Raw genomic sequence first — 24,376 nt, forward strand, 5'->3', positions numbered from 1 at the left:
TTATTTGAATTCCAACGCCAGAGCGGTGCACCAGGATTCGCCACGCGAGCCTCGCGGCGCCAAGTGCAGAGAACGGCCGCCCCCATGGGGGCTTATGGTAATGGTCAGGTCAGGCTTTGGCAAAAAGCCCTTGCCCCGCCCAGGCCACTCGACAAGGCATAAAGCGTCGCCTTCGAAGTAATCGCGGATGCCCAGATATTCCAGTTCTTCAGGGTCTACAAGGCGATATAGATCAAAGTGATAGGCCCGAAAGCTCGCATTCTCGTAAGGTTCCACCAAGGTAAAGGTCGGACTCTTGACCGCCCCCACATGCCCCAAACCCCTGATGAGACCGCGTGACAGCGTGGTTTTGCCCGCCCCCAGGTCCCCTTCAAGAAAGATCACACCCACTCCCTGAGTGATCTGGGCCAGTCGCCCACCGAAGCCGATCATGGCCGCTTCATCGGCCAGGTACAGGGTTACTTCAGACACGGTGTTTGCTCCTCAAGCAACTGACGAATGGCTGGAATCAAATCACTGGCCGCCAGCCCACGACCCTTTTGACCTTCGATTTGCCCGGCACTGGCGTGCAACCAGACGCCGAGGCAGGCAGCCTCGAATGGCGGCAGCCCCTGGGCCAGCAATGCGCCGATCAAGCCCGCCAGCACGTCTCCCAGCCCTGCGGTCGCCATGGCCGGATGACCGCGATCGCAGAGGGCCAGACTGCCAGTGGGGTCGGCAACCAGGCTGCCAGCCCCCTTCAAGACACAAACTGCATCATATTTTTGCGCCAGGGATTGCACCGCCGCGGCCCGATCGACCTGAACCTGCTGTGGAGTTATCCCCAGAAGCCGCGCGGCCTCGCCTGGATGGGGGGTGATCACGCTGCCGCCAGGCAACCTGGCGGCGCCATCGGCCAGGAGATTCAACGCATCGGCATCCCAGACTTGAGGCCTTCCGGTATTGGCGGCCACCGACAACAGGCTGCGCCCCCAGGACGCCTGCCCCAAACCTGGCCCGACCACCAGCACCGAGGCCTGCTCGACCAGCCCCATCAACTGGTTGGCCGAAGAAATACCCATTGCCATGACTTCGGGCAGGCGGGAAAGCGCGGCAGCCACATGCTCACTGCGCGTGGCCAGCGACACCATGCCGGCACCGCTGCGCAAGGCGCTTTCGGCACTCAGCACTGCCGCGCCACCCATGCCGCGCTCACCGCCGATGACCAGCACCCGACCGAATTGCCCCTTGTGCGATGCCGGAGGGCGCGCGACCAAACGTGGCAGGCTATCGACACTCAGACGCCGGGCAATGCCGGGGACTTGCGCGACGATTGCAGGATCGGCCTGCAAATCATCAAAAACCAGCTCTCCGACCCAATCCGGAGCCTGGCCGGTGAACAATCCGAACTTCAGGCCGATAAAAGTGACCGTCAACTGCGCCCGCACCGCGCAGCCAAGGACTTGCCCGCTATCGGCACACAATCCCGAGGGAATATCGACCGCCACGACCGGCAAACCGCTGGCATTGATGGCTTCGATCGCTTCGGTGTAAGGCGAGCGCACCGCCCCTGTCAGCCCAGTGCCGAGCAAGGCGTCGAGAACGATGCCCTCCATGACAGTCCCGGCAACCCACGGCCAGATCGAAACCCCACAGCCACGCGCCTCGGCACAGGCCAATGCGGCATCGCCGGTGAGTGCATCGGGATCGCCCAGGGTCAGCACGTCCACCTGCCAGCCAGCACGCTCGGCCAATGCCGCCACCAGATAGCCATCGCCGGCATTGTTGCCACGTCCGGTCAGTACGGTCAGCACGCGAGCGTCCGGCCAGCGACGACGCAAGGCCCGCCAGGTGGCGTGGGCGGCACGCTGCATCAGCTCGAACCCCGGCGTACCGGCGGCGATCAGCCGCGTATCAAGGTCGCGAACCTGTGCGGCGCTGTACAGCGCGTCGGGTAATTCAGTGGATATCGGTAGCATACTGGGGCTATCCATGGCGATGTCTGGCAGAATTATACGCACCTCAGCCCCGGTTTCGTTCTTCCCATGTCCGCTCTTACCGCCGATCTTCCCGCCCTGGCCCAGTCGATCAAGGACTGGGGCCGCGAACTGGGCTTTCAGCAAGTCGGCATTGCCGGCCTGGATCTGGGCGAGCACGAAAAACACCTGGAACGCTGGCTCGAGGCCGGGTACCACGGCGAAATGGAATACATGGGCGCCCATGGCAGCAAACGCTCCCACCCCGACGAACTGGTGCCTGGCACTCTGCGGGTGGTGTCGCTGCGCATGGACTACCTGCCGGGCGACACCTACATGGCCCAGCGCCTGGCTCAACCTGAAAAGGCCTACGTCTCGCGCTATGCCCTGGGGCGGGACTATCACAAGCTGATTCGCAAGCGCGTGCAACAGCTGGCCGAGCGCATCCAGCAGGCGATCGGTCCCTTTGGCTATCGCGCCTTCGTCGACAGCGCCCCGGTGCTGGAAAAGGCCATTGCCGAACAAGCGGGCCTGGGCTGGATCGGCAAGAACACCCTCGTGCTCAACCGCAAGGCAGGGAGCTATTTCTTTCTCGCCGAATTATTCGTCGACCTGCCCCTGCCGGTTGATCCACCGCACACCACCGAGCATTGCGGTCGTTGCAGTGCCTGCATGGACATCTGCCCCACAGCGGCCTTCGTCGGGCCTTACGTACTGGATGCACGCCGCTGCATTTCCTACCTGACCATCGAGTTGAAAAGCGCCATACCCGAAGAGTTACGCCCGCTGATCGGCAACCGGGTGTTCGGTTGCGACGATTGCCAGATCGTCTGTCCATGGAATCGCTTCGCCCGGCCGTCGGGTGAAACAGACTTCAAGCCGCGGCACAATCTGGACAATGCCGAGCTGGCCGAGCTGTTTTTGTGGGATGAAGATAAATTTCTCAGCAGCACCGAAGGCTCACCGCTGCGCCGTGCCGGTTATGAGCGCTGGCTACGCAACCTGGCAGTGGGACTGGGCAATGCCCCATCGACCATCCCGGTGCTCGAGGCCTTGCGAGCGCGCCGCGATCACCCTTCGGAGCTGGTTCGTGAACATGTCGAGTGGGCCCTCAAACAGCACGACAAACACTGACTCCTCGCTCCCACGCTCTGCGTGGGAATGCAGTGGCAGACGCTAAGCGTCGAGACGCAGAGCGTCAGGAAAGGCATTCCCACGCGGAGCGTGGGAACGAGAAAACAACATCAATGTTCGTCGTTATAGACGAACTTGGGCATTTCCCAGTGAAAGCGGATCGCCAACAGCCGCACCAGGAAGCCACCGAACAAGGTGAGCAGAATGGCTTGATCGCCGGGCAATTCCAGATGCAGGCAGAGCAGATAAAACCAGGCAGTCGCGAATGACACGCTGGCATACAACTCACGGCGAAACACCAACGGAATGTCGTTGCAGAGAATGTCGCGCAGGATGCCGCCAAATACTCCGGTGATCACACCGCTGATGGATGCCACCAGCAGGTCATGCCCCAATTCCAGGGCCGTCATGCATCCGATCAGCGTGAACGCCACCAGGCCTACGGCATCGAGCACCAGGAACAACGAACGCAGGTGCCGCATCAATGGCGCAATGAAGATCGTCACCAGCGCCGCGATGCTGGTCAGTACCAGGTATTCCGGGTGCTTGACCCAGGTCAGCGGGTAATGCCCGAGCAACACGTCACGCACCGAACCGCCGCCCAGCGCGGTAACGCATGCAATCAACACCACGCCAAACCAGTCCATGCCACGGCGCCCCGCCGAAAGGGCGCCGGTCATGGCTTCGGCGGTGATTGCAATCAGGTAGAGCATCAACAACATGGCAGCGGTCCGTGCGAAAAGGGCGCGCAGTCTAACCAATTGCAAGCACCAAAAAAGGGCACGATCAGAACTTTATGAAGTGCTCACGATAGTGGCGCAGCTCGGCGATGGACTCACGGATGTCGTCCAGCGCCAGATGGGTACTGCCCTTTTTGAAACTGTCGCGAACCGTCGGCGCCCAGCGCGCGGCCAGCTCCTTGAGCGTCGAGACATCGAGGTTGCGGTAATGGAAGTAGTTTTCCAGTTCGCGCATGTGTCGATAGAGGAAACGGCGATCCTGGCAGATGCTGTTGCCACAGATCGGCGACTTGCCCTTGGGCACCCATTGTTCCAGGAAGGCAATGGTCTGTGCTTCGGCTTCGGCCATGCTGATGCGGCTCTCGCGCACGCGCTGGGTCAGTCCGGAACCGCCGTGCTGACGGGTATTCCACTCGTCCATGCCGGCCAGAATCTCGTCACTCTGGTGGATCGCGATGACCGGGCCTTCGGCGAGCGTATTGAGGTCGCTGTCGGTGACGATCGTGGCCATTTCGATGATGACGTCATGGTCAGGATCCAGACCGGTCATTTCCAGGTCGATCCAAATAAGGTTCTGTGGGTTTTGCATGGTTCTGCTCCTCGACGTAGCTGCGCAGTTTAGCCTAGTGGGCCGTGCTAAACTCGTTGCCGTTTTATCCATACCCTTGCTTTATCGACACGGAACATTCATGGCCAAACGCCAGCTCAACCGTCGCCAGAACTGGCGCATCGAAAAAATCCAGGGCGAGCGCGCTGCCCGCGCCGCCAAACGCGAGTCCCATGCCCTGGAAGTGCTCGAAGGCGGTGACCTCGGCCCCGAACAGACGGGCCTGGTGATCGCGCACTTCGGTGTGCAAGTGGAAGTCGAAGCGCAGCAAGGCGAGCAAGCCGGCCAGGTGTTCCGCTGCCACCTGCGCGCCAACCTCCCCGCGCTGGTCACCGGCGACCGGGTGGTCTGGCGTGCCGGCAACCAGGGTATCGGCGTGATCGTCGCGCAATTGCCGCGCGACACCGAGTTGTGCCGGCCCGATAGTCGTGGCCAGCTCAAGCCGGTGGCCGCCAACGTCGATTTGATCGTCATTGTCTTCGCGCCCATGCCCGAGCCCCACGCCAACCTGATCGATCGTTATCTGGTCGCCGCCGAGCACGCGGGCATTCACCCGCTGTTGTTGCTCAACAAGGCCGACCTGATCGATGAGCAGAACGCCCCGGCGCTCAATGCATTGCTCGCCGTCTACCGTCAGCTGGGCTATCCCCTGCTGGAGGTTTCGGCCCACCATGGCGATGGCATGCAGCAGCTGCAGGCTCGCCTGGACGGGCACATCAGCGTATTCGTCGGCCAGTCCGGCGTCGGCAAGTCGTCCCTGGTCAACAGCTTGCTGCCGGACGTCGAGACACGCGTCGGGCCACTGTCCGAGTGGTCCGGGCAAGGCACCCATACCACTACCACCGCGCGGCTGTTTCACTTCCCTGGCGGCGGCGAGCTGATCGACTCCCCGGGCATCCGCGAATTCGGCCTGGGCCACGTCAGCCGCGCCGATGTCGAGGCCGGGTTCATCGAGTTCAACGATTTGCTCGGCACTTGCCGCTTTCGCGACTGCAAGCATGACCGCGAACCGGGCTGCGCCTTGCTCAAGGCCCTTGAAGAGGGGCGCGTGCAGCAACAGCGCATGAACAGTTACCGCTCGATCATTGCCAGCCTGCCCCAAGACTCCTACTAAGAGCCCGGCGCTTTTCCTACAGCGGATAAGCGCCGCCCCTTATTGATGGCAACCTTTCCGTAGGAAGTTTTAACCCATAGCTGTAGGACAGCTCTCGTTTTTCAGCAGTACCTTGTTGCTCCCGTTTATTTGCACAAAGGTCATCTCTTCATGACGCTGTCTATCCACTGGATAGCGACGTCAACTCGCACTCTGTGAATGAAGAGAACAAATATGCGCAAAGCACTCTTTGTCGGCATCAACAACTACCGCCATATCCTGCCGCTCGACGGTTGCCACAATGACGCCATGGCCCTGGCCTCGGTACTGAGCCGTCATGCCACGGGCAGCCCGAACTTCGACAGCCGGGTACTGACCACCGCAAACAGCGAACTCTCTCACCACGCACTGGAGGGCCACATCAAGGAGCTGTTTTGCAGACCTTGCGATACCGCGCTGCTCTACTTTGCCGGGCACGGTCAGTTCGACACCAGTATCGATGACGGCATGCTGCTGCCCCAGGATGCTCGCAATGCGACCGACGGTATTCGCCTGAGCGATATCCTGGCCTGGGCCTCGAAGTCTGGTGAGATCAAGAACAAGATCATCATCCTTGATTGCTTCCAGACCGGAGCCGTGGGCGGTAACCGCACGCTGAGGGTCGGCACCAGCATAATCGGCGAAGGGGTCACCCTCCTGGCCGCCTGCAAGAAAACCGAACAGGCGGGCGGGCGCCCTGGCCACGGGGTATTCACGCGCTTGCTGCTGCAAGCCCTGCAAGGTGCGGCGGCCAATGTTCTAGGCGCGATAACGCCGGGCAGTCTCTATGCGTTCATCGATAACGCACTGGGCGCCCGTGAACAGCGACCGGTATTCAAGACCAACGTCGCACACTTCAATTCATTGCGCGACGTGCCACCGCTGATTCCCGAAGCAACGCTACGCAAGTTGCCCGAATGGTTTCCCGAAGCCGACTCTGTGTTCGAACTCGACCCCAGCTTCGAACCGACCGAGACGGCTTATTTCGTCCCCGAGCACGGTGAAATTTTCGCGCAATTGCAGCGCTGCCATCGCCACAGCCTGGTGGAGCCAGTAGACGCAGAGCAACTGTATTTTGCAGCCATCAACCATACTGGCTGCCGTCTCACGGCACTGGGTGCCCACTACCGTGAGCTCGCCATGATCGGGCACCTCTGAAGCAAACCGCCCGCTTCGATCACTCGAGGCGGGCGGGAGGCGTCATTGCTTGCCGGTCTCGTCCATCTTCAGGACGCCGTCCTCGAAGATGTTGAGTTTCTGTCGCAGCTCACGGGGCTGCATTGGCTCGCCCGGATCGATTGGAGCCGGCGTCACCGCCGGATCAATCGCCGCCCCGGGCTGCGCGGCAGGTTCCGCCGTGTCGGGCTTGGCAGCTTCAGGAGTACCCTGCTCGCCTTCGATTGCGCGCTGGGCCTTCTTGGTCAGCACGATGATGTCGATGCGTCGATTGACCGGATTGAATGGGTTGGCCCGGTCGAACAGGGACGAGGATGCATAGCCCACCACCCGCGCAACCTGAGTGTCGGGGTAACCACCGGCAACCAGGGCGCGGCGTGCGGCGTTGGCGCGATTGGCCGACAGTTCCCAGTTACCGTACTCGCCGGCACCGGCGTAGGCCTTGGCATCGGTATGACCGCTCACGCTGATCTTGTTCGGCACCGCCTTGATGGTGTCGGCCATGGCCAGCAGGATATCTTCGAAATAGGGCTTGAGCCGAGCACTGCCCAGATCGAACATCGGCCGGTTTTCGGCGTCCATGATCTGAATGCGTAAGCCATCCGGGGTAATCTCGAACAGGATCTGATCCTTGAACTTCTGCAGCTGCGGATTCTCGTTGACCTTGGTCTGCAGCTCTTGCAGCAACAGTTCCAGACGATCGCGCTCGACCTGCTCGGCCACGGTCTCGGCCTGCTCCGTGTTGACCGGTGCCTCGGATTGCGGCTGGGGTTCGGCTCGCATCTCCGGGTTGATGGTCTTGTCCGGGGCCATCTGGGGCGAGCCGCCCAGATCGATAACGTAGGGCGTGCCCGCCTCGGTGAAACCGATCGGGTCCTTGAAGTAGCCGGCGATGGCGCGTTTCTGCTCGGGAGTTGTCGAGGACAGCAACCACAGGACCAGGAAGAACGCCATCATTGCCGTCGCAAAGTCGGCGAACGCGATTTTCCAGGCGCCACCGTGATGACCGGCCTCGTAGCGCTTGACGCGCTTGATAATGATCGGCTGATTATTCTCCATGACTCAGCGACCGCGAACCGCTTGTTCCAGCTCCATGAAGCTAGGGCGGTGCGCCGGGTACAGAACCTTGCGTCCGAACTCTACGGCCAGTGATGGCGGCATGCCCGATGCCGACGCTACCAGTGCCGCCTTGATGGCTTCGTACACATTCAGTTCTTCCTTGGCGTCATGACGCAAGGCAGTCGACAACGGCCCGAAGAAACCATAGGCAGCCAGAATACCGAAAAAGGTACCGACCAACGCCGCACCGACGTGGACGCCAATGGTTTTCTGGTCGCCTTCACCGAGCGAAGCCATGGTCACCACGATACCCAATACCGCCGCAACGATACCGAAACCCGGCATGCCGTCGGCAATGCCGTTGACGGCGTGGGAAGGATGCTCGAGCTCTTCCTTCAGGCTCACCAGCTCCATGTCGAACAGACCTTCAAGCTCGTGGGGAGCCATGTTGCCTGAGGACATGATGCGCAGGTAATCGCAAATATAGGCCGTCATGCGCTCATCTTTGAGCACGGCAGGGTATTTGGCGAAAATCGGGCTGGCCGCGGCATCTTCGATGTCGCCTTCGATGGCCATCATGCCTTCGCGGCGGCTCTTGTTGAGGATCTCATAGACCAGGCCCAATACTTCTACATAGAAAGTATGGGAGAAGCGTGAGCTGAACATGCTCAGCGACTTCTTGATGACGTGCTTGGTCATGCGGCCGGGGTTGGCTTGCAGGAACGCACCAAGGGCCGCACCACCGATGATCATGACCTCGAAAGGCTGAATCAGTGCCGCAATCTTGCCGTGAGAGAGGACATATCCGCCGAGCACACTCGCGAATACGACGATGATGCCGATAATTTTAGCCATGGGTTAGAAGCACTTACAAAGTCGTGGTAAGGGTCGGGCCGGGAGTTTCTAAAACTCTTCTTCTATTTATCGGCAGTTCTGCGCCAGACTATAGCCAGTTAAGGCGAAAAGCCAGTTTGGCCCCTTCCAGAGCAACTATTGAAACTATCGTGCCAACAAAAAATCCAAGAAGCCTAGACGCCTGGCTCAAGCTCCTCGATAGCGTCCGACTCCCCGTGCCTTTGGCCAGCCTTGAGCGTGTTCGCGCGGCAATTGCCGACAATCGCCGCTCGATGCGCGATATTGCCGTGCTGATGCAAGACAGCCCCGCGCTGGTGCTCAGCGTGCTCCGCGAAGCCAACCATCACACCAACAGCAGCATGGCCGAGCCTGCCGAAAGCCTGGAAATCGCCCTGAACCGCCTGGGCCTCAAGCGTACCGAAGAACTGCTTGAGCGCTTGCCAGCCGTGGAACTGCAAGAGATACCCGCCGCCTTGCGCCAGCTGCAGCTGATCAGCCAGCATGCCTCGCAACAAGCCAATGGCCTGTTTGCCAGCCGTCTGGCTCGACTCTGGCAGGAAATTCACTGGGGCAGTCTGCTGTTCCTTTCGCCGTTGTGGCCACTGGCGCTGACCTGCCCGCAGCTTCTGGAAGAATGGGAGCTGCGGGTAATTCACAAAGGCGAACCGGCGCGCGAGGTCGAAACGGAGCTCTTTGGGGTTCGCCTGCTGGTACTGTGTCAGGCATTGGCTGAAAACTGGCGTTTGCCGGCCTGGATCGTCCACGGTTATCGCGTCTTGCTGGAAGATCGCCGAGTATTGGTGCAAGCACTGCACATCGCCCGTGACACCGCCCACCCGCTCCGCCAACAGCAACAGCTGGATGATGATCCGGCACTACGGCGCTGGTTGAACCAGCCTGCCAATACCGTGCTGCTGGCCAACGGCCTGGCATTGTCGGCGCAGCAAGCCTGGGATAGTCCGCACAATACCCGCTGGCAGCATCTGACCGGTCTTTTCCTGCAGATGCCTTTGGCCGATCTGCAGCAACAGATCCACCAGCAAGCGGTACAAAGTGCGCGCATCCATGCAGCCCCCGGGATCTGGCATCCCGCCGAGGCGCTGATCTGGCCCTGGACAACCCGGCGCATTCACCGCGCCTTGCTGCCCGCGCCACCACCGTCGGCACAGTCACTGGAGGTATGGCGGAAACATTGCACTGAACTGCTGGTGGAGCCGAGCCGTTTCACCACGGCCCTGCACCTGACCACCTACGCTCGCGATGCCCTGCTAGCCTGCGGGATGCAGCGCGTGCTGATGCTGATGACCGACAAGACCCTCAGCAACCTGCGCGTACACCAGGTCGCGGGCTTGCCCGGCGAGGCCGCCGGCCTGAACCTGCCCATCAACCAAAGCACTGTCTTGCAACGCCTGTTGGCTCAAGCGGCGCAAATTCGCCTGACGCCGGCCAATAACGCGCAGTTTTCAGCGCTGCTGCCGGCCAGCCTGCGGGGGTTGTTCAAGGGTGATCATCTGCTGTTGCGTTCTTTGAGCAGCAACGGTCGGGTGATCATGCTGCTGGTTGCCGACCAGGGCGGCGGCCCGCTTTCTGAAGTCAGCGTGCAAGCCTTTGGCAAGACAGCTCAATGCATCGAGCGCGCCTTGACCAGCTTTAGCAACCGCAGTAACTGACGCTTGCGCTACAATCCGGCCCCTCTCTCTTGATCTGGAGACCCTCTATGCCCGAATTCTCTGGTTTGCCATTGGTGATCGAACCCGGTGACCTGCAGGCACGCCTCGCTGCTCCAGAACTGATTCTGGTCGATCTCACCAGCACGGACCGCTATAAGGTCGGCCACATCCCAGGCGCCCGTTTCGTTGACCCCAAGCGCACCCAGCTGGGCCAGTTGCCAGCGCCAGGCCTGCTGCCTGCGCAAGCCGATCTGGAAAAACTGTTCGGTGAACTGGGGCACAACCCCGATGCTGTCTATGTAGTTTATGACGACGAAGGGGGTGGCTGGGCCGGGCGCTTTATCTGGATCCTCGATGTCATCGGACACAAGCGCTATCACTATCTGAACGGTGGCTTGCAGGCTTGGTACGGTGAAAATCTAGCCGTATCGACCGAAGTACCACCGGTTGCTGGCGGGCCTGTTCCACTGACACTGTGTGATGAACCAACCGCCACTCGCGAATACCTGCAAAGCCGACTCGGTGCTACCGACCTGGCGATTTGGGACGCGCGCGGCCCCTTGGAGTTCTCCGGCGAAAAAATTCTCGCAGCCAAGGGCGGACATATCCCCGGCGCGGTCAACTTCGAGTGGACCAAAGGCATGGATGCAGGTCGCTACCTGCGCATTCGCACAGACATGCAGCAAATCCTTGAAAACCTGGGCATCACCAAGGACAAGGAACTGATCACCCATTGCCAGACCCACCACCGTTCTGGCTTTACCTATCTGGTGGCCAAGGCGCTCGGTTACCCGCGCGTCAAAGGCTATGCCGGATCCTGGGGCGAGTGGGGCAACCACCCGGACACGCCTGTAGAAGTTTAAGGAAAATCGATGAAATCCCGTTTGTTCATCTTCAGCCAGTACCTGCTGCCTCACAACCTGCTGTCGCGCATGGCCGGCTGCATTGCCGAATGCCGCGTGCGCTGGTTCAAGAACGCCTTCACCGCCTGGTTTGCCAAGCGCTATGAAGTCAACATGTCCGAGGCCCTGGTCGAAGACCTGACCGCCTACGAACACTTCAACGCCTTCTTCACCCGTGCCCTGAAACCCGGCGCCCGCCCACTGGACGAGACGCCCGGCGCGATCCTGTGCCCGGCCGACGGTGCCGTCAGCCAGCTCGGCCCTATCGAACACGGCCGGATTTTCCAGGCCAAGGGTCATAGCTTCAGCGTGCTTGAACTGCTCGGTGGCGATGCCGCCCTTGCCGCGCCGTTCATGGGTGGCGACTTTGCGACCATCTACCTCTCGCCCAAGGACTACCACCGTGTGCACATGCCACTGGCCGGCACCCTGCGCGAAATGGTCTATGTGCCTGGCAAACTGTTTTCGGTGAATCAGACCACCGCTGAAAACGTGCCTGAGCTGTTCGCCCGTAACGAGCGCGTTGTCTGCCTGTTCGACACCGAACGCGGCCCGATGGCCGTGGTATTGGTGGGAGCGATGATTGTCGCTTCGATCGAAACCGTCTGGGCCGGCCTGGTGACGCCACCCAAGCGCGAGCTGAAAACCGTTCGATACGACGAGGCTGCACGCGCAGCGATTCATCTGGAAAAAGGCGCAGAAATGGGCCGATTCAAGCTGGGTTCGACTGCTGTCGTGCTGTTCGGCCCTGATCAGATCAAATGGGCGCAGGAATTGGGTGCAGGTTCCCCTGTGCGCATGGGGCAAGGCATGGGCTCGCCTGCCCAGGCCTGACAAGCGTCGGGACAGGCGCATGGCACCTGTCCCCTGTTCGAACTTCTAGAGTTCAGGCATCACGCCTGACTGTCGCGATCGCGAAAACCCAGCAAGTACAGAATCCCATCCAGCCCCAGGGTCGAAATAGCCTGCTTGGCAGACTGCTTGACCAGTGGCTTGGCCCGGAACGCCACCCCCAGACCGGCAATAGCCAGCATTGGCAGGTCATTGGCGCCATCGCCCACGGCGATGGTCTGCTCCAGACGCAACCCTTCCTTGGCCGCCAGCTCGGTCAGCAGGTCCGCCTTGCGCTGCGCGTCGACGATAGGCTCGATCGCAACGCCCGTGACTTTGCCATCAACCACTTCCAGCTCATTGGCGAAGACGTAGTCAATGCCCAGCTTGGCCTGCAATTGCTTGGCAAAGTAGGTAAAGCCGCCCGACAGGATCGCGGTCTTGTAGCCCAGGCGCTTGAGTTCGGCGAACAACGTCTCGGCACCTTCGGTCAGGCGCAGCGATGCCCCGATTTCGTCCAGCACGTTGACGTCCAGACCCTTGAGCAACGCCAGTCGCTCCTTGAAGCTGGCACGGAAGTCCAGTTCACCGCGCATGGCACGCTCGGTGATCTCGGAAACCTGCTCGCCAACACCCGCAGCCTTGGCCAGCTCGTCGATGACCTCGGCCTCGATCAGGGTCGAGTCCATGTCAAACACCGCCAGACGGCGGTTGCGGCGATACAGGGAATCCTGCTGGAAGGCGATATCGACGTTCAGCTCCTGCGCGACACTGAGAAACTCGGCGCGCAACGCTTGCGGATCAGCGGGCTCACCCCGTACCGAAAACTCGATGCAACCCTTGCCCTGGTCGACCGGCGTATCCAGCGCGATGCGCCCGGACAATCGATCGATATGGTCGATATTCAGGTCATATTTGGCGGTGATCGAGCTGACTCGCTGTAATTGCTCGGCTGTCACCTTGCGCGTCAACAGGGTCACTATATGCCGCGCCTTGCCCTGGCCATCGACCCATTGCTGGTAATCGGCTTCGGATACCGGGGTGAAGCGAACCTGCTGGTCCAGCTTGTAAGCAGTGAACAGAATGTCCTTGAGCACCGAGGAGGCCTGATCGGTGCTGGGGATTTCAACCAGGATGCCGAACGACAGGGTGTCGTGGATAACCGCCTGACCGATGTCGAGAATGTTCACGCCACCCTGGGCCAGGACCCCGGTGATGGCTGCGGTGAGACCCGGACGATCTTCACCTGTGATGTTAATCAGGACGATTTCGCGCAAGGCGCACCCCACTCGTGGAAAAAAACCGCATTCTACCCACATTCAGTGACCATCGGGCACAGCCAACGCTTTGCCGGTCCGGGGTCGCTCGCTATACTGCGCAGCAACTTCACCGACAAAAGAGCCGTGCTCTGTGAACCGGCCCACGCCTGTTAAAAACGATAACTTCTTCCTGCTGATCTTTCGGGCATTGCGCCATCGCCGTGTACCGCTTGCTTTGCGAATAGCCAGCCATAACGTGATTCTTGTCGCGTTGGCGCTGGTGATCTACGCCTGCGTGATGGGCCTGCAGTTCAAGCAGGCCATGCACGAGCAGGCCGACGCACTGGGCCAGAGCCTGACCACGCAGACCGCCACCTCGGCGACCGAGTTGCTGGTGTCCAATGACATCCTCAGCCTCAATGTACTGCTGGGCAATCTGGTCAAGAACCCGTTGGTCGCCCATGCGGCAATCTACAGCGTCGACAATCGCATTCTCGCCGAAGCCGGTCAGCGCCCGAAAAACGGCCTGCTGGGCGAGGCCGAAGGCCTGTATCAGACCAGGATCACCTTCCAGGATGTCACCGCAGGGCATCTGCGCATCAGCCTGGACATGAGCCAATTCCTGCAACCGATGACCATCAGCCTGCAAAGCATGGGCATCCTCAGCGCCATTCTGCTGGCCCTGGCCCTGGCCTTGAGCCTGCGCCTGGGGCGGCACATCTCGACGCCACTGATGCAATTGCGCGTCTGGCTGCGCGATCTCGATGAACACACTCCGGCCGTCCAGCGCCAGGATGAAATCGGTGACCTCGCGCGACAACTGCACGCCCGCCTGGCGCCCGAGATCCCCCAGCCCGAGCCTGAGCCGGAACCCGAAGAAGTACTCGAAGAAGAGGACGAACCGGCATTCCAGGTCCGCAACCTGCGCGATCCACGCTTCGACGAGGCCCCTGCAGCCCCGGCAAAAGCGACGCCGCGGCGCGTGGTTGCCGAATCGGACCAGGACGAAGATGGCGAAGATCCATTCGCCGATCTGCGCGACGAAGCAGACACCGTGCCGGCCATGCGCCCTGCCCCGGCGTCCGCAGTTGCCCGCCAGCCCCGCAACAGCGCGGTGTTGGCCGTCCAACTGGGCGCCCAGGAACATCTGCGCCGCCTGCCCCGCGCCCGCCTGACCGAACTGTTGCAACGCTACCGCGATTGCCTCGACCAGGCCGCGTCCCTTTACGAGAGTGAACTGCACACCCTCAACGATGGCAGCACGCTGATGCTGTTCCACAGCGAGGACAGCGGTGACGATTACCTGACCAACGCCATTTGCTGCGGCGAACTGCTCAGGGCATTGGGTCATGCCTTGCAGATCGAAGTCGCCGACAGCGGCATTACCCTGCAATTGCAGCTGGGCCTGACCCTGGGTGACGACGTCTTCGGCCTGAGCCAGATCGACCTGCTGCTGACCGAGAGCGCCCAAAGCGCCCTGGCCCTGTCGCAGCACAGCCGCAACCTGCTGCTGGTCGAGCGGCAGATCAGCGATGACAGCGTGATTCGTCAGCGCGCGCGCATCCGGCCGATTGCCAGTCCAGAGGGGGCTTGCTGTGTGGAGCGGTTGCTGGAGCCGTATCCGTCGTTGCTGGAACGGCAGCTGGCGCGGATGCACGAGACTCGGGTCAAGGGTTAAGGCCTGTACCGTCGGCGAGCGCTGCCGCGCTCGAACGCTGGCAAGCCCGCTCCCACAGTAGATTTTCGTGTGACACAACTGACCCTGTTTCTCGTTCCCACGCTCTGCGTGGGAATGCATCCGGCGACGCTCTGCGTCGCGCTCTGATGCGTCGTCACTGGAGCGTCTTACGCGGCGTCCCCACGCAGAGCGTGGGAACGAGATAGCCAAGAATCCAAACAAAAAAAAGCCCGCATCTCGATGCGGGCTTTTCTATTTAGAAGCGAAACACTTCCATATCCGTCCGGATCGGCGCAGCCAGAGGAATCTTGGGCTTTTCCTGCTCCTTACGCACCTGGACCGGGGCAGCCTTGCGAGGCTCCTCTACGTTCGCCGGCTGATTGGCCAGCGGCTTGACCGCTGCGCTGAGCTGCTCGGCCAGGCGCTGCAACAGCACGCCCTGGGCCTGAACCTGGGCCGAAGAGCTGCCCTGGTGTGGTTCTTCGAGGTGCACGATACGGTTGTCGCGTACCTGACCACGACGGTCGACCAGGCGCCACTGGGCATCCAGGATTGCCGGCTGGTTGACGCCCGAGTCCAGGCGAGTGATCGACAGCAGGACTTGAACATCCGGGGTGAAGCCCGTAGTAGCCGGGGCGAGCACTACGCGCTGGCTGTCCAGACGCCAGGCCAACTGGCGTACCAGCAGCTGGTCAATGTCCGCCGACAGGCTGCCAGCCCAGCGCCCATCGGTCGCTGCGGTCAGGCTGCCATCAGGCTGGCGTTGCAGCAAGGTTTCACGCTGCAGGTAATCGGCAACCGAAACGGGCCCCAGCAATACGGCCATGCCGGCGCTCTGTTTTGGCTGCTCTGGCTTGCCACTGTCGAGCTGATACAGTGCAACAGGTTCGTGCACGCTGCAGCCGGCCAGACCCAGCAGGCCAGTCAGCAGAAAAACAAAAGGAAGGCGTGAAACAGTCATCATCCCATCCAGGCGGCATCCAAAAGGCGAGCCGCAGTGATACTCAATGAATTCGTCCGGGTACTCGGCCACGCCGGTACCGCAAGATGGCATATCATCCGTGAATATGCGTCGTGACTCCAGCGCTTAACGACCGATCGACGCTTAAAAACACCGATCGGAGGCTCTAAATCGAATTAGTTAGCGTTTTCGACGAGTAATGCGTCTACTCTCTGGAAGCCACGTGGCAGTTTATTGCCCCGACGGCCACGCTCTCCCTTGTAGTGTTCGAGGTCATCGGCCTTAAGCGATAGCGTACGCTTGCCGGCCTGCAATACAAGGGTTGCACCCTCGGGAATGACCGCCAAATCCGTGACGTATTCCTCACGGCTGGCAACTCGCTCACCCGGAATGCCAATGATTTTGTTGCCCTTCCCTTTACCCAGCTGGGGCAGATCGGCGACTTTGAAAATCAACAGGCGACCTTCGGTCGTCACTGCTGCCAGCCAGTTCTGCTCGCGATCGGCCACTGGGCGCGGGCTGATCACCTTGGCGCCATTGGGCAAGCTGAGCAATGCCTTGCCCGCCTTGTTCTTGGCCTGCAGGTCTTCGCCCTTGACCACGAAGCCGTAACCCGCGTCGGAAGCAATGACATACAAGGCATCATCGTCCGGCAGCAGGACGCACTCGAAACCTGCTCCCGGTGGCGGCGTCAGACGGCCGGTCAACGGCTCGCCCTGACCGCGGGCAGACGGCAGGGTGTGTGCGGCAACCGAGTAACTGCGTCCGGTCGAGTCGATGAATACGGCAAACTGGTTGGAACGCCCTGCGGCGGCTGTCTTGAAGCCGTCCCCCGCCTTGTAGGACAAGCCCGTGGCATCGATATCATGGCCCTTGGCGCAACGCACCCAGCCTTTCTCGGAAAGTACCACGGTGACCGGCTCGGTCGGCATCAGCTCGTTTTCGGACAGCGCCTTGGCTTCGGCACGCTCGACGATCGGCGAGCGACGGTCGTCACCGTAGGTTTCGGCGTCCTTGATCAGCTCGGTGCGCACCAGCTTGCGCAACTTGGTTTCGCTGCCGAGCAAGGCGATCAACTTCGCCTGCTCCTTGGCCAGCTCTTCCTGCTCATTGCGGATTTTCATCTCTTCGAGGCGCGCCAGCTGACGCAGGCGGGTGTCGAGGATGTAATCGGCCTGGATCTCGGTGAGGGCAAAGCGCTCGATCAGTACGGCCTTGGGTTGGTCCTCGGTACGAATGATGTGGATCACTTCATCCAGGTTGAGGAAGGCCACCAGCAAGCCGTCCAACAGGTGCAGGCGACGCTCGACCTTGTCCAGGCGGAACTGCAGGCGACGACGCACGGTGTTGACGCGAAACTCCAGCCATTCGACCAGCAGCGCACGCAGGTTCTTGAGCTGCGGACGACCGTCCAGGCCAATGATATTGATGTTGACCCGATAGCTGGACTCAAGATCGGTAGTGGCGAACAAATGCTGCATCAATTCGTCGAGATCGACCCGGTTGGAGCGCGCAATGATCACGATCCGGCACGGGTTCTCATGGTCCGACTCATCGCGCAGGTCGGCGACCATCGGCAGCTTCTTGGCTTGCATCTGGGCAGCGATCTGCTCCAGCACCTTGGCCCCGGAGACCTGGTGCGGCAAGGCGGTAACCACGATATCGCCGTCTTCGATGCGATACACCGCACGCATGCGCACGGAACCACGACCGCTCTCGTAGATTTTCAGCAGTTCGGCGCGCGGCGTGATGATTTCCGCTTCGGTCGGATAGTCCGGGCCCTGTATATGTTCACAAAGCTGCTCGACGGTCGCCTTGGGCTCATCGAGCAGGCGCACGCAGGCCGAGGCGACTTCGCGCAGGTTGTGCGGCGGCACGTCGGTGGCCATGCCCACGGCAATACCTGTGGTGCCGTTGAGCAGGATGTTGGGCAGGCGTGCCGGCAGAACCGACGGTTCGTTGAGCGTGCCGTCGAAATTCGGCACCCAATCGGCCGTGCCCTGCCCGAGCTCACTGAGCAGTACTTCCGAATAGCGCGACAGCCGCGCCTCGGTATAACGCATGGCAGCGAAGGACTTCGGATCATCCGGCGCCCCCCAGTTGCCCTGACCGTCGACTAGCGTGTAGCGATAGCTGAACGGCTGCGCCATCAGCACCATGGCTTCGTAACAGGCAGAATCGCCGTGCGGGTGGAATTTACCGAGCACATCGCCCACGGTACGTGCGGACTTCTTGTGCTTGGAGTCGGCATCGAGCCCCAACTCGCTCATGGCGTAGACGATACGCCGCTGTACCGGTTTCAGGCCGTCGCCGATATGCGGCAGGGCACGGTCCATGATCACGTACATGGAGTAGTTGAGGTAGGCCTGTTCGGTGAAGTCAGCCAGTGACCGGCGTTCTACGCCTTCGAGGCTGAGATCAAGGGAGTCGCTCATGCGGGCCTCATCATTTCGTGGTCAGGTGCGATAGCAAGGCGCCACCACACTGGGTAAACTCAAGTAGTTTCAATGCGTTCACAACTTGGCACTCCAGCCACCCTTGGGTGCAGCGAAGCGCCAGACAATGGGGCGTTTATCGCCATCTTCGCGTGGACGCTCATTGTTATCCAGACCGATCCAGGCGCCTTGCGCATCGATCACCAATGCCTCGGCCAGCCCAAATGGCTGGGTGTAGCGACGCCCGTCGGCCAGCCCTTCGGCGGCGAACGACCAGCAGCGCTCGACCCGGGCGCTGGCCAGATCTCGACGACAGATCCGGAAGGCATTGCGCTCAAGGGTAAACAGCTTGTTATTGAAAATGGACAGGTCGGCAAAGTCTCGCGCTACCGGCTTCGGATTGGGCATTTGCTCGGATTGCTGTTCCAGCCCGGCTTCGCTCAACAGCACACAGCCACCATTGCAATCCCAGATCGTTTGCCGGCGCTGGATCATCAGCAGCCCACGGCGCTCGCGCTCGGCTGCCAGCCAGATGCGGTCACCCGCCGGGTTCACTGCAATCCCTTCGAACAAGCCATTGAAGTGCAGCAGCATACCGCTGCCACGTGCCTGACGGACCATGGTTGGCGATATGCTCAGCCAATTGGGTGCGCCTTGGACCGGCACCTGCAGGACCGCCGCATGCGCCTCGCTGACAATGTAGCGATTGCCCGCCGCGTCGCAGCTTATCCCTTCGAAGTCCAGATCGCCGCCACGGATAAAGGACGCCGCCCAGGTACGCGAACGCAACCCCCAGGGCAGACCACTATCAGGCACAGGTGGCACCTCGATCCGGATCGGCTCGGCCTTCCAGGTGCTCTCGGAGGTATCGAGACGATAGAGCAACTCATCGTCACGGTCCGAGATGGTCCACAAGGCATTGCTGCACCAGGCCAGGCCCGAGAGATTGCCGCCGCGCATGCCTTCAACGGGATGCTCGGAAACCAGCTTCAACTCAGGCCAGGGCTCGGCCAGCACCGGCAATGCAATCAGCAGCAACATTGCTGCCAATGCATGCCGCATCAGGTCAGGACCTCGGCCAGGTTGCCTTTGGACTCTAGCCAGTTCTTGCGATCGCCTGCACGTTTCTTGGCCAGCAGCATATCCATGATTTCCGAGGCCTGGGCGAAATCGTCCAGGGTCAACTGGACCAGGCGCCGGGTATTGGGATCCATGGTGGTTTCGCGCAACTGCGGCGGGTTCATTTCACCCAGGCCCTTGAATCGGGTGACCTGCGGCTTGCCACGTTTTTTCTCGGCCACCAAGCGATCGAGAATACCGTCGCGCTCGGCTTCATCCAGGGCGTAGTAAATCTCCTTGCCCAGGTCGATCCGGTACAACGGCGGCATTGCCACGTAGACATGCCCGGCATCCACCAGCGGGCGGAAATGCTGGACGAACAGCGCGCAGAGCAGCGTGGCAATGTGCAAGCCGTCCGAGTCGGCGTCGGCGAGAATGCAGATCTTGCCGTAGCGCAACTGGCTCAAATCGTTGGAACCCGGATCGATACCCACCGCCACGGCGATGTTATGCACTTCCTGGCTGGCGAGCACTTCGCTGCCGTCGACTTCCCAGGTGTTGAGGATCTTGCCACGCAGCGGCAGGATGGCCTGGAACTCCTTGTCCCGCGCCTGTTTGGCCGAACCACCGGCCGAATCACCCTCGACCAGGAACAGCTCGGCGCGCATCGGATCCTGCCCGGCGCAATCGGCCAGCTTGCCCGGCAAGGCCGGCCCTTGGGTAATGCGCTTGCGCTCGACCTTCTTGCTGGCCTTGAGTCGACGACCGGCGTTGCTGATGGCCAGCTCTGCCAGCTGCATGCCCAGCTCGGGGTGCGCGTTGAGCCAGAGGCTGAAGGCGTCCTTGACGACACCGGAGACAAACGCCGCGGCTTCACGCGATGACAGTCGCTCCTTGGTCTGACCGGAGAACTGCGGCTCCTGCATTTTCATCGACAATACGAAAGCGATGCGCTCCCAGACATCCTCCGGCGCGAGCTTGACCCCGCGCGGCAGCAAGTTGCGGAACTCGCAGAATTCGCGCATGGCGTCGAGCAAGCCCTGGCGCAGGCCATTGACGTGGGTACCACCCTGGGCCGTGGGGATCAGGTTGACGTAGCTTTCCTGGACGCTGTCGCCACCTTCGGGCAACCACAGCAAGGCCCAGTCGGCCGCTTCCTTGTTTCCGGCCAGGCTGCCGCAGAACGGCTCATCCGGCAGGCGGGCAAAATCGCTGACGGCATCGACCAGATAAGAGCGCAGGCCATCTTCGTAGTGCCATTCGACACGCTCACCGGTGGACTTGTCCTCGAAGCTGACCAGCAGCCCCGGACACAGCACGGCCTTGGCCTTGAGCACGTGCTTGAGGCGGCTGATGGAGAATTTCGGTGAATCGAAATACTTGGGATCCGGAGCAAAATACACGCTGGTCCCGGTGTTGCGCTTGCCGACCGTGCCGATCACTTCGAGCTCGGAAGCCTTGTAGCCATCGGCGAAGGTCATCTGATATTCATTGCCGTCGCGCTTGACGCGGACCCGAACCTGGGTCGACAGCGCGTTGACCACGGAAATACCCACCCCGTGCAGACCACCGGAAAACTGGTAGTTCTTGTTCGAGAACTTGCCGCCGGCATGCAACTTGGTCAGGATCAGCTCAACGCCGGACACCCCTTCTTCGGGGTGAATATCGACCGGCATGCCCCGGCCATCGTCGGATACCTCAAGAGAATGATCGGCGTGCAGGATGACCTGCACCGACTTCGCATGCCCGGCCAGCGCTTCGTCGACACTGTTGTCGATGACTTCCTGGGCGAGGTGGTTCGGCCGGCTGGTGTCGGTGTACATGCCCGGTCGCTTGCGCACCGGGTCGAGGCCCGAGAGGACTTCGATGGCGTCTGCGTTATAAGAGCTAGCGCTGGGATTGGCCATGGGTTCTCGTCGTCAGTCGTTCGTGAAAATAGAAAAAATCAAAATACAGAAAAATCGAGATCCTGGTACTGCTGTGCAGAAATACCGGCAAAGCTCAACAACGCCGGCAGCCGCTCGGCAAAACCGATGAAACCATGATCGCCTCCGGCCTGGATACGTAAGGCGCACGCCCGGTAGAACTGCTCGGCGCGGCGATAATCCAGGGTTTCATCGGCCGTTTGCAACCACACCTGGAACCGCTGGGCGTCTTGCGGCGCCGCCACCTCGAGTTCAGCCAGGGCCCGGACATGATCGTGGGTCAATTCCCAGGTTTCCCCGGTGTAGAGATTCTGTTGAGGGCCAAGGTAGCCATCGAACAACTGATGCGGATTGACCGCCGGGTTGATCAGTAGGGCCTTGAGGCCATGGCGCTCGGCCAAGTGAGTCGCATAGTAGCCGCCAAGCGAGCTGCCGACCAGCAGCGGACGGCCGAGCGCTTCGATAGCGCTTTCCAGTTGTGCTATCGCCTGCCGCGGGTGGTGGTGCAACGCCGGCACCTGCAGCCGATCGGCCAGGCCCAGGCGTTGCATTACGGCGATCAGCTGACAGGCTTTGTGCGAGGCTGGCGCACTGTTGAAACCATGAATATAGAGAATCGAAGCCGACATACCGCCCCCGCCCACAAAAAAAGAAAACGCCACTAATGCGCCCGGCACCTGTGAAGTGCACGCAAAGACGCGCAGTTTAGCCTGCCGGGAACCGGATAAGTCACCTTCAGACGTTTCGCAATGATAAAAGCGAAAGCCCCCTCAATAGCCGCTGCTTTCATAGTCCGGGACAAAGGTGAAATCGGTCAGGCGAGAAACCCCGGTTTCCAGGCGACCGTCGGCATGCAGCCGCAGCCAGCGGTAACCTGGCGCCTTGTCATCCAGCTTGAACTCTTCACTGCGCGGCTCGAACTGAATGCAGGTGGAAGGCGAAGCGAGCAACCGGACGCCATTGCGCTCGCGATCCAGCTCTTGATGAATATGCCCCCACAGCAATGCCCGGACCTGAGGGAAGCGATCCAGCACGTCGAACAGCGCATGTGGATTGCGTAAACCAATAGGGTCCATCCAGGCACAATCGATGGGGACCGGCTGATGATGGAAGCAAATCAGGTGATGGCGTTCTGGCGTTTCACTCAAGGACTGAGCCAGCAGCTGCAATTGATCGTCGTCCAGGTATCCCGGGACCGAACCCGGTACCGCTGAATCGAGCAGGGTAATACGCCAGTTGCCGATGTCCACGACCGGTTGGAGCAGATCGCTGCCCGCGGCCACTTCTGCCATCTGCGCGCGCTCATCGTGGTTGCCGCAAAGCCAGCGGGCGGGCGCCGGGATCTGCGCCGTCAGTTGACGAAATCGCCGATAGGATTCCTGGGTTCCGTCCTGCGACAGGTCGCCGGTCGCCAACAGCAGATCGACCTGCGGTTGTTCTTGCAAAACGCGCTCTACCACACGCTGCAGGCTTACAGCAGTTTTCATGCCCAGCAGCGAACCATCCGCCTCGGCGAACAAATGGCTATCGGACAGTTGCACCAGCAGCACCGGTGAGTCGGCAGTTAAAGACAAGGCTGTCTCCCTGAACGGATTCAGCGCGATTATGGTGGGGATGACTCGTCAGGGCAAACCCGAGAAACCGACCGCCCTAGGATTTGTACGAAAAGTAGCCGAGCGGCGATCAGGCAAGGCAAAAACAGGCGAGGAAGCGGAGTTTACTGGTTGTAAATGAGCATTCCGAGCCTGTTTTTAACGCAGCATGATCGACGCGCAGGCACTTTTCGTACAAAGCCTAGCGGACGTACTCGTATTCGTGCCCGCATGCCAGGCAATGGCTCAACCACTCACCCAGGAACAGATTCAGCTGAGCTTTCTCATCAGGCTGATGCATGGCGGCATTGGGATAGGGATAGATGCTGCGAAAGCGCCGGGCATGTTCGGCACTGATCACCTCGGCCATGCGTGCATCGTGGTACACCTGGACCTCCAGTTGCGGGACCGGCAACCAGGGCAGGCTATGCTCCTGGCGGATCCGCAGGGTGGTGGTATAAGGGCAGGCCTGCACCACTTCGAGTGCCAGCACCCCTAGCATCTGGTCCCCCTGGGTCATGGCGATCCGGCGCGAGCGTTGCTGGTTGCGCATATCCGGCAACAAGCGCATCAGACGCGCATAGTTAGCCTCGCAGGCAGCCTGCAACCCAACCAGATCGACCCGGTAGCGATCGCGCAAAAGATTCACGACCATAGCCCCCTGACTTCATCGCGGTTCAAGGCCAGCCATTGCAAGGCAATGATGCTTGCCGCATTGATGATTAGCCCATCGCGTACGGCCTGCAAGGCATCCTCGAATGCCCAGACCTTCACGCGAATATCTTCGCCCTCTTCCTCCAGACCGTGCAGACCGCCCGCCCCAGCACTGTCGCAACGCCCCAGATACAGATGCACGTATTCGTCGCTGCCGCCCGGTGACGGGAAATATTTGGTCATCGGCCACAGCGCACTGAACACAAGCCCAGCTTCCTCCTGCGCTTCGCGGTGCGCAACTTCTTCCGGTTGTTCATCCTTGTCGATCAGACCAGCGACCAGTTCCACCAGCCAGGGGTTCTCGGTTTTACCCATCGCGCCGACCCTGAACTGCTCGATCAGCACCACTTCATCGCGCTGCGGGTCGTACGGCAGGACGCAGACCGCATCATGGCGCACGAACAGCTCGCGGCTGATTTCCCTGCCCATGCCGCCGGTAAAGAGTTCGTGACGCAAATGCACCCGATCAAGCCGGTAAAATCCCTGGAAACAATGTTCGCGCCGGGTAATCTCGACGGCTGTCGGAACAGCGTTATTGGTGTCAGTCATGAAATCCCTCGTTACCCGACCTTACAACTTCGGGTCATCCTAACGCGCACATCGCTGTGGCGCAGCCCCCATAGATGAAATCCCCCCGGGCGGCAACGATAGGCGGCCAGCGGTGGAATCGATAGTATTTAGCTTAGTGGCGA

Annotated in this window: 22 protein-coding genes; 7 read left to right on the forward strand and 15 right to left on the reverse strand. The window is 60.9% G+C overall.

Going from position 1 to position 24,376, the window contains the following annotated elements; all coding sequences use genetic code 11:
• Positions 1 to 471: a tRNA (adenosine(37)-N6)-threonylcarbamoyltransferase complex ATPase subunit type 1 TsaE gene (gene tsaE, locus F2S13_RS00425; RefSeq protein WP_166357890.1), complete on the reverse strand. Its 471-nt coding sequence runs from the start codon at positions 469 to 471 to the stop codon at positions 1 to 3.
• On the reverse strand, positions 459 to 1,958 hold the full coding sequence (locus tag F2S13_RS00430) for an NAD(P)H-hydrate dehydratase (protein ID WP_166358448.1): 1,500 nt from the start codon (positions 1,956 to 1,958) through the stop codon (positions 459 to 461). Before F2S13_RS00430 ends, tsaE begins: the two co-directional genes overlap by 13 nt.
• A 66-nt stretch (positions 1,959 to 2,024) precedes the next feature.
• Between F2S13_RS00430 and queG the strand changes: the two genes are divergently transcribed.
• Complete coding sequence (queG, locus tag F2S13_RS00435; RefSeq protein ID WP_166357892.1) at positions 2,025 to 3,089, forward strand: tRNA epoxyqueuosine(34) reductase QueG; 1,065 nt, start codon at positions 2,025 to 2,027, stop codon at positions 3,087 to 3,089.
• Between the two features lie 110 nt (positions 3,090 to 3,199).
• Here the strand turns inward: queG and F2S13_RS00440 are convergent, their stop codons facing one another.
• Together F2S13_RS00440 and orn are read right to left on the reverse strand one after the other, a co-directional pair.
• Entirely contained in the window at positions 3,200 to 3,811 is a 612-nt protein-coding gene (locus tag F2S13_RS00440) for a trimeric intracellular cation channel family protein (RefSeq protein WP_166357894.1), read from the reverse strand.
• A 64-nt stretch (positions 3,812 to 3,875) separates the two neighbouring features.
• The gene (gene orn / locus F2S13_RS00445) at positions 3,876 to 4,418 is read right to left on the reverse strand and encodes an oligoribonuclease (RefSeq protein WP_166357895.1); all 543 of its coding nucleotides are present in this window, start codon (positions 4,416 to 4,418) and stop codon (positions 3,876 to 3,878) included.
• 100 nt (positions 4,419 to 4,518) lie between these two features.
• Between orn and rsgA the strand changes: the two genes are divergently transcribed.
• Together rsgA and F2S13_RS00455 are read left to right on the forward strand one after the other, a co-directional pair.
• Positions 4,519 to 5,550, forward strand: coding sequence for a small ribosomal subunit biogenesis GTPase RsgA (rsgA, locus tag F2S13_RS00450; RefSeq protein WP_166357897.1), 1,032 nt, complete (start codon positions 4,519 to 4,521; stop codon positions 5,548 to 5,550).
• 213 nt (positions 5,551 to 5,763) lie between these two features.
• Positions 5,764 to 6,726, forward strand: a complete 963-nt coding sequence (locus F2S13_RS00455; RefSeq protein ID WP_166357899.1) for a caspase family protein — start codon at positions 5,764 to 5,766, stop codon at positions 6,724 to 6,726.
• Between the two features lie 42 nt (positions 6,727 to 6,768).
• On the opposite strand, the gene motB is transcribed toward F2S13_RS00455, so the two are convergent.
• Together motB and motA are read right to left on the reverse strand one after the other, a co-directional pair.
• The gene (motB, locus tag F2S13_RS00460; RefSeq protein WP_166357901.1) at positions 6,769 to 7,803 is read right to left on the reverse strand and encodes a flagellar motor protein MotB; all 1,035 of its coding nucleotides are present in this window, start codon (positions 7,801 to 7,803) and stop codon (positions 6,769 to 6,771) included.
• Between the two features lie 3 nt (positions 7,804 to 7,806).
• On the reverse strand, positions 7,807 to 8,658 hold the full coding sequence (gene motA, locus F2S13_RS00465) for a flagellar motor stator protein MotA (RefSeq protein WP_166357903.1): 852 nt from the start codon (positions 8,656 to 8,658) through the stop codon (positions 7,807 to 7,809).
• 137 nt (positions 8,659 to 8,795) lie between these two features.
• Here motA and F2S13_RS00470 point away from each other — a divergent pair, with 137 nt between their 5' ends.
• Genes F2S13_RS00470 through asd form a run of 3 tightly spaced genes read left to right on the forward strand, consistent with a single transcriptional unit; the run spans position 8,796 to position 12,064 of the window.
• Entirely contained in the window at positions 8,796 to 10,328 is a 1,533-nt protein-coding gene (locus F2S13_RS00470) for an HDOD domain-containing protein (RefSeq protein ID WP_166358450.1), read from the forward strand.
• A 47-nt stretch (positions 10,329 to 10,375) separates the two neighbouring features.
• Positions 10,376 to 11,191, forward strand: coding sequence for a rhodanese-like domain-containing protein (locus tag F2S13_RS00475; protein ID WP_166357905.1), 816 nt, complete (start codon positions 10,376 to 10,378; stop codon positions 11,189 to 11,191).
• A gap of 9 nt (positions 11,192 to 11,200) precedes the next feature.
• Complete coding sequence (gene asd / locus F2S13_RS00480; protein WP_166357907.1) at positions 11,201 to 12,064, forward strand: archaetidylserine decarboxylase; 864 nt, start codon at positions 11,201 to 11,203, stop codon at positions 12,062 to 12,064.
• Positions 12,065 to 12,123: 59 nt separating this feature from the next.
• On the opposite strand, the gene serB is transcribed toward asd, so the two are convergent.
• Positions 12,124 to 13,338 (reverse strand): phosphoserine phosphatase SerB, encoded by a 1,215-nt coding sequence (serB, locus tag F2S13_RS00485; protein WP_166357909.1) that lies wholly within the window; start codon positions 13,336 to 13,338, stop codon positions 12,124 to 12,126.
• A gap of 133 nt (positions 13,339 to 13,471) precedes the next feature.
• Here serB and F2S13_RS00490 point away from each other — a divergent pair, with 133 nt between their 5' ends.
• Positions 13,472 to 14,998: a histidine kinase gene (locus F2S13_RS00490; RefSeq protein WP_166357911.1), complete on the forward strand. Its 1,527-nt coding sequence runs from the start codon at positions 13,472 to 13,474 to the stop codon at positions 14,996 to 14,998.
• Between the two features lie 256 nt (positions 14,999 to 15,254).
• On the opposite strand, the gene F2S13_RS00495 is transcribed toward F2S13_RS00490, so the two are convergent.
• The 8 genes from F2S13_RS00495 to F2S13_RS00530 form a co-directional block, all read right to left on the reverse strand.
• Positions 15,255 to 15,959, reverse strand: coding sequence for a PqiC family protein (locus F2S13_RS00495; protein ID WP_166357913.1), 705 nt, complete (start codon positions 15,957 to 15,959; stop codon positions 15,255 to 15,257).
• 176 nt (positions 15,960 to 16,135) lie between these two features.
• A complete protein-coding gene (gene parC, locus F2S13_RS00500; protein WP_166357915.1) occupies positions 16,136 to 18,394 on the reverse strand; it encodes a DNA topoisomerase IV subunit A in 2,259 nt (752 codons plus the stop codon).
• Between the two features lie 78 nt (positions 18,395 to 18,472).
• A complete protein-coding gene (locus F2S13_RS00505; protein ID WP_166357917.1) occupies positions 18,473 to 19,456 on the reverse strand; it encodes an esterase-like activity of phytase family protein in 984 nt (327 codons plus the stop codon).
• A complete protein-coding gene (gene parE / locus F2S13_RS00510; protein WP_166357919.1) occupies positions 19,456 to 21,360 on the reverse strand; it encodes a DNA topoisomerase IV subunit B in 1,905 nt (634 codons plus the stop codon). The genes F2S13_RS00505 and parE overlap by 1 nt, the downstream gene beginning before the upstream one ends.
• 38 nt (positions 21,361 to 21,398) lie before the next feature.
• Complete coding sequence (locus tag F2S13_RS00515) at positions 21,399 to 22,007, reverse strand: YqiA/YcfP family alpha/beta fold hydrolase (RefSeq protein WP_166357921.1); 609 nt, start codon at positions 22,005 to 22,007, stop codon at positions 21,399 to 21,401.
• Between the two features lie 141 nt (positions 22,008 to 22,148).
• On the reverse strand, positions 22,149 to 22,952 hold the full coding sequence (cpdA, locus tag F2S13_RS00520) for a 3',5'-cyclic-AMP phosphodiesterase (RefSeq protein ID WP_166357923.1): 804 nt from the start codon (positions 22,950 to 22,952) through the stop codon (positions 22,149 to 22,151).
• A gap of 220 nt (positions 22,953 to 23,172) precedes the next feature.
• Complete coding sequence (locus tag F2S13_RS00525) at positions 23,173 to 23,625, reverse strand: DUF1249 domain-containing protein (RefSeq protein ID WP_166357925.1); 453 nt, start codon at positions 23,623 to 23,625, stop codon at positions 23,173 to 23,175.
• Positions 23,616 to 24,233, reverse strand: a complete 618-nt coding sequence (locus tag F2S13_RS00530; protein ID WP_166357927.1) for an NUDIX domain-containing protein — start codon at positions 24,231 to 24,233, stop codon at positions 23,616 to 23,618. Before F2S13_RS00530 ends, F2S13_RS00525 begins: the two co-directional genes overlap by 10 nt.
• Positions 24,234 to 24,376: the final 143 nt, after the last annotated feature.

Origin of the sequence: Pseudomonas akapageensis (assembly GCF_011355085.1) — a bacterium.
Taxonomy (GTDB): Bacteria; Pseudomonadota; Gammaproteobacteria; order Pseudomonadales; family Pseudomonadaceae; genus Aquipseudomonas; species Aquipseudomonas akapageensis.